This window comes from Mesorhizobium sp. M1A.F.Ca.IN.020.06.1.1 (assembly GCF_004023265.1).
Lineage (GTDB): Bacteria > Pseudomonadota > Alphaproteobacteria > Rhizobiales > Rhizobiaceae > Mesorhizobium.
Window position 1 is genome coordinate 1 of the sequence record NZ_RZSR01000232.1, and the last position, 7146, is coordinate 7146.

The window sequence follows — 7146 nt, forward strand, 5'->3', positions numbered from 1 at the left end:
GATCTGCCGCCTGGCAATTAGCGGCAGCCGCGCGGAAGCGCCGATGATTGCTTCGATTTCCGGATAGCCGAATACCGCGGCACCTGGCCCGTTGGCCCAGATCACCTGCTCGAGATCGGCCGACAGTATGGCAAGCGCGTCGCCGGCGGCGAAGCGCTGGCGCACCGCGTCGAGCACGGCGACGTCGAGGAAGGAGTAGTTTTCAGGCGGCATGCGCTGGCAGACCTTCCAGGCGGGCTTTTTGAGTTAACGCTTTGTTAATAAAAGCGTACGGGACCAAGGTCCACAAGCCATGCCGTGTATCGGCCGAAATCTCTGGGCTCTTGGTTAATGGCGGGGCGATTTTTTATGGTGCAGTGCAACAAAGATATTGCAATGCACAAAACTTGCCTTTATATTGCCATCATACATGAACGAGACGGCTTTCCGTCAAAGCCGCTGCCCTTGAAAGGTTGGAAAATGTCCAAGACTGCCAAGACCGAGACCATCGAGAACGTTGAATTCCCGAGCTTTGACGCTTCCAAAGCCACCGACCAGATCCGCGCCTTCGCCGAGAAGGGCGTCGAGCAGTCGAAAGAGGCCTACACCAAACTGAAGAACGGCGCCGAGGAGACCCAGAAGGTTCTGGAGTCGACCTACGAGACCGCCAAGACCGTTTCCGGCGATGTCTCGCTGAAGACCATTGCCATCCTTCGCGCCAATGCCGAGGCCAGCTTCTCGCACCTTGAAGCCCTGGTCGGCGCCAAGACGCTGTCGGAAGTCGTCGAGCTGCAGACTGCCTTCCTGCGCAAGCGCGCTGAGATGGCCGTCGAGCAGGCCAAGGACTTTCAGGCCGTCGCCTCCAAGGCTGTCGAGGACGTCTCGAAGCCGGTGAAAACCGCTTTCGAGAAGGCGTTCAAGGACATCAAGGCGGCCTGATTTCAGGCGCAACTCAACGATGCATCAAAACGTCGCATTTCGTCAGACAAATAGATGTGCGATGAATTGATGAGATGAATACCCGGAGTGTGAAACCTCCTCCCTTTGCTCTCCGGGGTGACCAGCCAGCTCCTCCTCCCGCTGGCTCGTAACAGGAAAAGGCCGGCACCTCCTCCCGCCGGCCTTTTCTTTGCCCAATCAGGACTGCGCGGGTTCGTTCATCGGATCTTTGCCTCATCAAAGGCCTTGAATTAGACTCCGATAATCCGTATTGGACGCATCGCCGACGACGGAGCGGACACGGGGAATGATTTTCTCCTCGGATTGCGCTCAGGCGGATGTGCCGTTGTAGCTCAGTTGGTTAGAGCACCAGATTGTGGATCTGGGGGTCGCTGGTTCGAGCCCAGCCAACGGTACCATCGATTTCCTGGCGGTCACGTCGGTTTTCCGGCCGCCGCGTCCCATTCCTCTATTGGGTGACGAAGCATCGCCGGGCGACGAAGGGCAGCTCAGGCTGAGCAGCCCGCGCACCTCGCAGAAGACCAGGCGCAGCTCATAGCCGGTCTGATGGCCGACGGCCTCGTTCTGCGCCATCGTGAAAGACCTGCACGACACTGACTGCAAGCAGTGTCAGGGCCGTGTTCGGAAGCGCCTGTTCGGCAGCCGTCCCGCCGCCCGCAACCATCACGCCCTGCGCCTGGTCGATGGCGCGCCGCAACGAATGTGGAATGAGAAGCTGCAGCGTCGCGGCAACGAAAGTCGAGGCGATGGTCATCGCCACCTGCCAAGTATTGCGCAGCGTCATGCCCAGATGCGCAGCAGGGGTGCCGAGACCTTTCCCCGAAGGCTGTCCGCCACCTGCCTGACGCGGCGGAAAGAAGCAGGCACGACGATCAGAGTCGACATTGTATGGGGATATCACTATATAGCGGCGGCTTTCGGTTTCTCGCACCTTGGCTGCGCCTGCGAGATCGCCGTAAATGCGTGGTGTTGTGACGGAAATCGGTCTGAAAAACCGGAAGAAAGCAAGTAAAAACAACAGAACGGATCTTTGACGGTCCTGGCCAAAGCATCATCCTCAACAATCTGAACGTGTCCCTCGAACCTTTCCAGTCCTTCGGCTCCGCGGACCCTGGGCAAGACATCTTGTCCCATGGGCAAGGCATCTTGTCCCATTGGCAAGACGTCTTGCCGGAAGGGGCCGACTCGGCTCGAATGGGCCTGCGTCCCGTGGCGGGACGCGAGCGTTCATGACTACCAAACCGGCATTGCCGCTAGGGAAAAGCAGTATGAGTGAACATGCGATCGAGTTCTTGCGCGGATGGATTGGCGAAAAGGTCCAATGCCAGCATTCGCCGGTGAAGATCGACGAGCAGGCCGAAACTCTCGCCAAGGAGTGCTGCGCCAAAGCCGCCGAGGAAGGCATCCTTCTGGAAGACATCCAGGAAGAGGTCGGCGACATCCAGGAACTGATCGCTTCGCGCCTTGAGGAAGTCGCCGAGGAGAGCGAGCAACAGACGACGTCGGACAAGCCGTCCGAATAAGATACCGTGCGCGCGGTTTGTCTGACCTCAGCCGGGCGTCCGGCTTAGCCGAAATTGTCCTTCAGCCACGCCTTTGGCAGCGCCGGCACGAAATTGCCGTCGCGCCCGGTCATGTCCTCATTGGCGACGAGCGCGTTGAGGATCGCCTCCTCCACCCCTTGCACCACAGCATCGAAGAACGGGTCGATATCGACATCGGGAATGAACTCCGCGCGGGCGACGCGGCCTGAAGCCGCCAGCGCGGCCTCGCGATTGGCGGTCGAAAAGGCAAGAAAGATATCGCCCGAGCTGTGGTAGCCGTAGCCGCCGGCCAGGGCGATGCCGAGCGGCACGCGCCTGGCGAGGCGCTTCATCTGGTGCGGCAAGAGTGGCGCATCCGTAGCGACGACGGCGATGATCGAGCCCTTTTCGGCACGCGGCGTGCCTTCGCGGATCGCCGGCTCGGTGAGTTCCGGCCCGACGTGCCGGCCGCGAATGGTGAAGTTGCGCCGCTTGCCGAAATTCGCCTGCACGAACACGCCGAGCGTGTAACTTCTGTCTTGCCATTCGACGATGCGCGAGGCGGTGCCTGACCCGGCCTTGAAGCCGAACGAGATCATGCCGGTGCCGCCGCCGACGCTTCCTTCCTCGATCGCGCCGTCCGTCGCGCCGTCGAGCGCCGAGGCGACATGCTCGAAGCTCACATGGTGGCCGTTGATGTCGTTGAGGAAGCCGTCATAGGTCTCCGCCGCCACCGGCAGGCCCCAGGCGCTGTCGAGCGCCGCCGGCAGCACCCGGCTCATCCAACGCAGCGTTCCGTCGCGGGTAAGGCCGCAGGAATGGGTGTTGGTGATGGTAACCGGCAGGTTGAAGGCGCCGGTCTCCTCGATGATATGCGTGCCGGTCAGCTCGCCATTGCCGTTCTGGCTGAACACGCCGGCAAACACCGGCGTCGCCAGTTCGCCGACAGGTCTCGGCAGGATCGCAGTCACGCCGGTGCGCACCGGTCCTATCCCGACTTGCAGCGGGCCCCCGCCGGCAATCAGCGTCGTATAGCCGACCGCGACGCCCGGCACGTCGGTGATGGCGTTGAAGCGGCCGGGCGTGCCGTCCAGTGCGATGTTGAACGAGCGCAGGCGCGGCTTGCCCGACGGCGTGCGCAGATGCGGGTCGCTCCTGCTCATTTCAGAACAACGAGCCCTGGTTGCCCGGCTCCTTGGCCTTGCCCGAGGGCTTGGCGGCCAACTTCGGCCGCGCGCCGCCGCTGGTGGCGATGGCCTCTGCATTGCCGTCGGCGAACTCCAGCTGCAGCGCCGCACCCGGCGCCAGCTCCGCGACGCGCTTGACGACGGTCCCATCGGCGTCCTTGACCAGCGCGAAGCCGCGCGCCAGCACGGCCTTGTGCGACAGCGTGGTGAGCAGCCGGTCGGCCTGGGTAAGAGCGGCACGCAGGCGGTCAAGCCGCCGCGCCATCGCCTGCTCTTGGCGGCGGGTCAGTCCGGCCAGCGTGTCGGCCTGCAGCTTCTGGCGCCTGACGACCGGCGCCGGCGACAGCCTTGCCGAGTTGCGCTGAAAGCGCGCCCGGCTTTGCCGAACGACTGCGAAGAACGCGGCCCGCGCGCGGGCGATGTCGCGGCCTGTCAGCCTGCGCGTCTCATTGAGGCGGCGCGACAAGGTGGCCGGCGTCAGCCGCTGCCGCTCCAGCCTTGCGCGCTTGCGTTCGATGCTCACCGTCAGCCCGCGGCCGAGCCGGCTCGTCGCTTCGTCGAAGCGCCTGCGCGGCAACGCCAGCAGCTGGTCGGGTGAGGGGAGAGCCCGCGCCGCGGCGCGCACCGCCTGGCGCTTGCGATCCAGGTGCCGCGAGGTGCAGGCACTAAGCCGCGCGCCGAGATTTGCCAGTGTCGCTTCGAGCTCCGCCTTGACCGGCACTGCCATCTCGGCGGCGCCCGTCGGCGTCGGCGCCCGCATGTCGGCGACGAAATCGACCAACGTCCAATCGGTCTCGTGTCCGACGGCCGAGATGATCGGAATGCGCGAGGCGGCGACGGCGCGCGCCAGCCCTTCGTCGTTGAAACCCCAAAGGTCCTCGAGGCTGCCGCCGCCGCGCGCCACGATCAGGAGATCGGGCTGGCGGATTGCGCCGTCCCAGGTCAGTGCGTTGAAGCCGTTGACGGCTGCGGTCACTTCCTTTGCGGTCGTGTCGCCCTGGACCCGGACCGGCCACACCAGCACAGTGAGCGGAAAACGGTCCTTGATGCGATGGATGATGTCGCGGATCACCGAGCCCGTGGGCGAGGTGATGACGCCGATGACGCGCGGCATGAATGGCAGCCGCCGCTTGCGGCCGGCATCGAACAGGCCTTCGGCCTGCAGCCGCCGCTTGCGCTCTTCCAGCAGCGCCATCAGCGCGCCGGCGCCGGCCGGCTCCAGATTGTCGATGACGATCTGGTAGTTGGATTTTCCGGGATAGGTCGTCAGCCTGCCGCTGGCGATCACTTCCATCCCTTCCTCCGGGCGGAATTTCAGCCGCGCCATCGTGGTCTTCCAGACCACGGCCTCGATCCGCGCACGGTCGTCCTTCAGCGCGAAATAGGCGTGTCCGGAGGAATGCGGGCCGCGGTAGCCGGAAATCTCGCCGCGCACCCGCACATTGCCGAAAGCATCCTCGACCGTGCGCTTCAACGCGCCGGAAATCTCGCTCACCGTATATTCGGTGGCATTGCTGCGTGATTCGGTTGCTGCTTCGCTCATGCTCTGATTGGGGAACGCTTATCGGGCGGCGTCAAGGCAGAGCTGAAATCTCGCCATATTATAACGCGATCTTAAGCCCGATTTGCTTTGACTGGCGGTAGCAAGAGCCAGCCGGAAACACATGAGCGCAACCGCCAACACCAGACCTTTGACGCATCAGGTGACGCTGACCGTGCTGACGTTGGCCGTCTTCGCGCTGGCCATGGTCGTCGGCTTCGGCATCTACGCGGCGGCTCAGGCTGACAACGCCTCGCTCGAACGGCAGAAGATATTCATCGACGAGGGTTTGAAGGACCAGATTGCGTCTGTTCAGCGTGAGCAGGAAAGCGTTGCGGTCTGGGACGACGCGGTCGCCAATGTCAGGGCCGGCAATTGGACCTGGATCGAGGAGAACCTCAGCGTCTGGATGTATACCTATTACGGTCACAACCGGGTCTACATTCTCGATGCCGCCAATCGTCCGGTCCATGCCATGCAGGAAGGTAAGGTGGTCGATGCGTCCGCCTATGGCGATGACGAGCCTGCCTTGCAGCCATCCATCGAGAAGCTGCGCCGCATGCTGGCTGAGCCACAGAAGGCGGACGCTTCCGGCCAGCCGGCCAAGATGGTCGCGGAGGACCTTGTGTCGCTCCAGGGAAAACCGGCGATCCTGAGCGTCATGGCGCTGGTGCCGAGTACGGACCGGGTCACGCAGGCGCCCGGCACCGAATATCTGCACGTTTCGGTGGAGTTCATCAACGACGCGGTCATCGGCAAGATCGCCAAAAAATATCTGCTCGACGGCGCGCGTCTCGTGCCGCTGTCGCAATCGGTCGGAGCCGCTGCGGTGCCTCTGGTCGATTCCCGCGGTATCATCCTCGGTTATGTCGGCTGGGACCAGGAACGGCCAGGTCTCACGCTGGTGCGCAAGATGGCCCCGGCGCTGGTCTTGGCGCTGCTTGTCGCGGCCGGCGTTCTGGCGTTTCTGCTGCGCAGGCTCCGCCGCGCCTCGTCCGCGCTGCAGACAAGCCAGGACGAGGCGCAATATCTCGCTTTCCACGACACGCTCACCGGCCTGCCCAACCGGGCTTTGTTCGAGGACCGCTTGCGGCGGGCCCTGCTCAAGGCCAGCCAGGATATCGCGGTTCACGACATGGGAAGGGCGGCGCTGCTTTACCTCGATCTCGACCGCTTCAAGCACATCAATGACACGCTCGGCCATCCGGCGGGCGATGAGCTTGTGCGTCAGACAGCGGCCAGGCTCCAGCACACCGTTCGCGAGGTGGACACCGTGGCGCGGCTGGGCGGCGACGAGTTCGCGCTGATCCTCGTCGACATCCGCGATATCCGTGCCGCCGAGGATATCGCCGAGCGGCTGCTGCAGAAGTTGCAGGAACCGTTCAAGCTCATGGAAGATCAGGTCTTCGTCAGCGCCTCGATCGGCATCGCGCTATCGGACGGCGTCGAAACGGATGCCGACGATCTGCTGCGCAAGGCCGACATCGCGCTTTACGAAGCCAAGAAGAACGGCCGGGGCCGGCACCAGGTCTTCGCCGGCGACATGGACGACCTGCTCTTGCGCAAGCGCACAGTCGAGACCGAGCTTCGCAAGGCTCTCGACGGCGGCACCGGCATCGGGCTCGCCTACCAGCCGGTGTTCGCGGCGAACGGCAAGACGATGCTCGGCGCGGAGGCGCTGATCCGCTGGGGGCATGATGTGCATGGCGCATTGCCGGCGGCGCAATTCATCGCCATCGCCGAGGAGCGCGGCATGATCGGCCAACTCGGCGCGTGGGTGCTGCAGGAGGCCTGCCGTTTCGCCGTGCGAACCGACCTGCCGTGGCTCGCCGTTAACGTATCGCCGCTGCAGTTGCGCGACGCCGGCTTTCCCGAACAGGTCGCGTCGATCCTTGCCGACACCGGGCTGGCGCCGCAGCGCCTGCAGTTCGAGATCACCGAAAGCGTGCTTCTGGAC

General features: G+C 63.8%; 6 protein-coding genes, 1 tRNA gene and 1 pseudogene. 4 read left to right on the forward strand and 4 right to left on the reverse strand.

What is annotated here, in order from left to right; all coding sequences use genetic code 11:
- Positions 1–213, reverse strand: a 213-nt coding sequence (locus EOA60_RS12770) for a hypothetical protein (RefSeq protein ID WP_164899283.1), incomplete at its 3' end; no start/stop codon positions are given.
- 246 nt (positions 214–459) lie between these two features.
- Between EOA60_RS12770 and EOA60_RS12775 the strand changes: the two genes are divergently transcribed.
- On the forward strand, positions 460–918 hold the full coding sequence (locus EOA60_RS12775; protein WP_066989279.1) for a phasin: 459 nt from the start codon (positions 460–462) through the stop codon (positions 916–918).
- A gap of 342 nt (positions 919–1260) precedes the next feature.
- A tRNA-His gene (locus EOA60_RS12780) sits at positions 1261–1337 on the forward strand.
- Positions 1338–1449: 112 nt separating this feature from the next.
- On the opposite strand, the pseudogene EOA60_RS12785 reads toward EOA60_RS12780, so the two are convergent.
- Positions 1450–1723, reverse strand: a pseudogene (locus EOA60_RS12785) (ABC transporter ATP-binding protein); the annotation flags it as partial.
- Between the two features lie 484 nt (positions 1724–2207).
- Here EOA60_RS12785 and EOA60_RS12790 point away from each other — a divergent pair.
- The gene (locus EOA60_RS12790) at positions 2208–2462 is read left to right on the forward strand and encodes a DUF768 domain-containing protein (protein WP_067327302.1); all 255 of its coding nucleotides are present in this window, start codon (positions 2208–2210) and stop codon (positions 2460–2462) included.
- Between the two features lie 44 nt (positions 2463–2506).
- On the opposite strand, the gene EOA60_RS12795 is transcribed toward EOA60_RS12790, so the two are convergent.
- Together EOA60_RS12795 and xseA are read right to left on the reverse strand one after the other, a co-directional pair.
- Positions 2507–3625: a P1 family peptidase gene (locus tag EOA60_RS12795; RefSeq protein ID WP_127335802.1), complete on the reverse strand. Its 1119-nt coding sequence runs from the start codon at positions 3623–3625 to the stop codon at positions 2507–2509.
- Position 3626: 1 nt separating this feature from the next.
- On the reverse strand, positions 3627–5192 hold the full coding sequence (gene xseA / locus EOA60_RS12800) for an exodeoxyribonuclease VII large subunit (protein WP_095801092.1): 1566 nt from the start codon (positions 5190–5192) through the stop codon (positions 3627–3629).
- Between the two features lie 121 nt (positions 5193–5313).
- On the opposite strand from xseA, the gene EOA60_RS12805 reads away from it, so the two are divergent.
- Positions 5314–7146: diguanylate cyclase (locus EOA60_RS12805; RefSeq protein WP_128311431.1), on the forward strand; the 1833-nt coding region annotated here is incomplete at its 3' end.

Excerpts from the sequence above, each read along its gene's own strand:
- EOA60_RS12775 (WP_066989279.1), top strand. The coding sequence starts at position 460 with ATGTCCAAGACTGCCAAGACCGAGACCATCGAGAACGTTGAATTCCCG.
- EOA60_RS12790 (WP_067327302.1), top strand. The coding sequence starts at position 2,208 with ATGAGTGAACATGCGATCGAGTTCTTGCGCGGATGGATTGGCGAAAAG.
- EOA60_RS12795 (WP_127335802.1), bottom strand. The coding sequence starts at position 3,625 with ATGAGCAGGAGCGACCCGCATCTGCGCACGCCGTCGGGCAAGCCGCGC.
- xseA (WP_095801092.1), bottom strand. The coding sequence starts at position 5,192 with ATGAGCGAAGCAGCAACCGAATCACGCAGCAATGCCACCGAATATACG.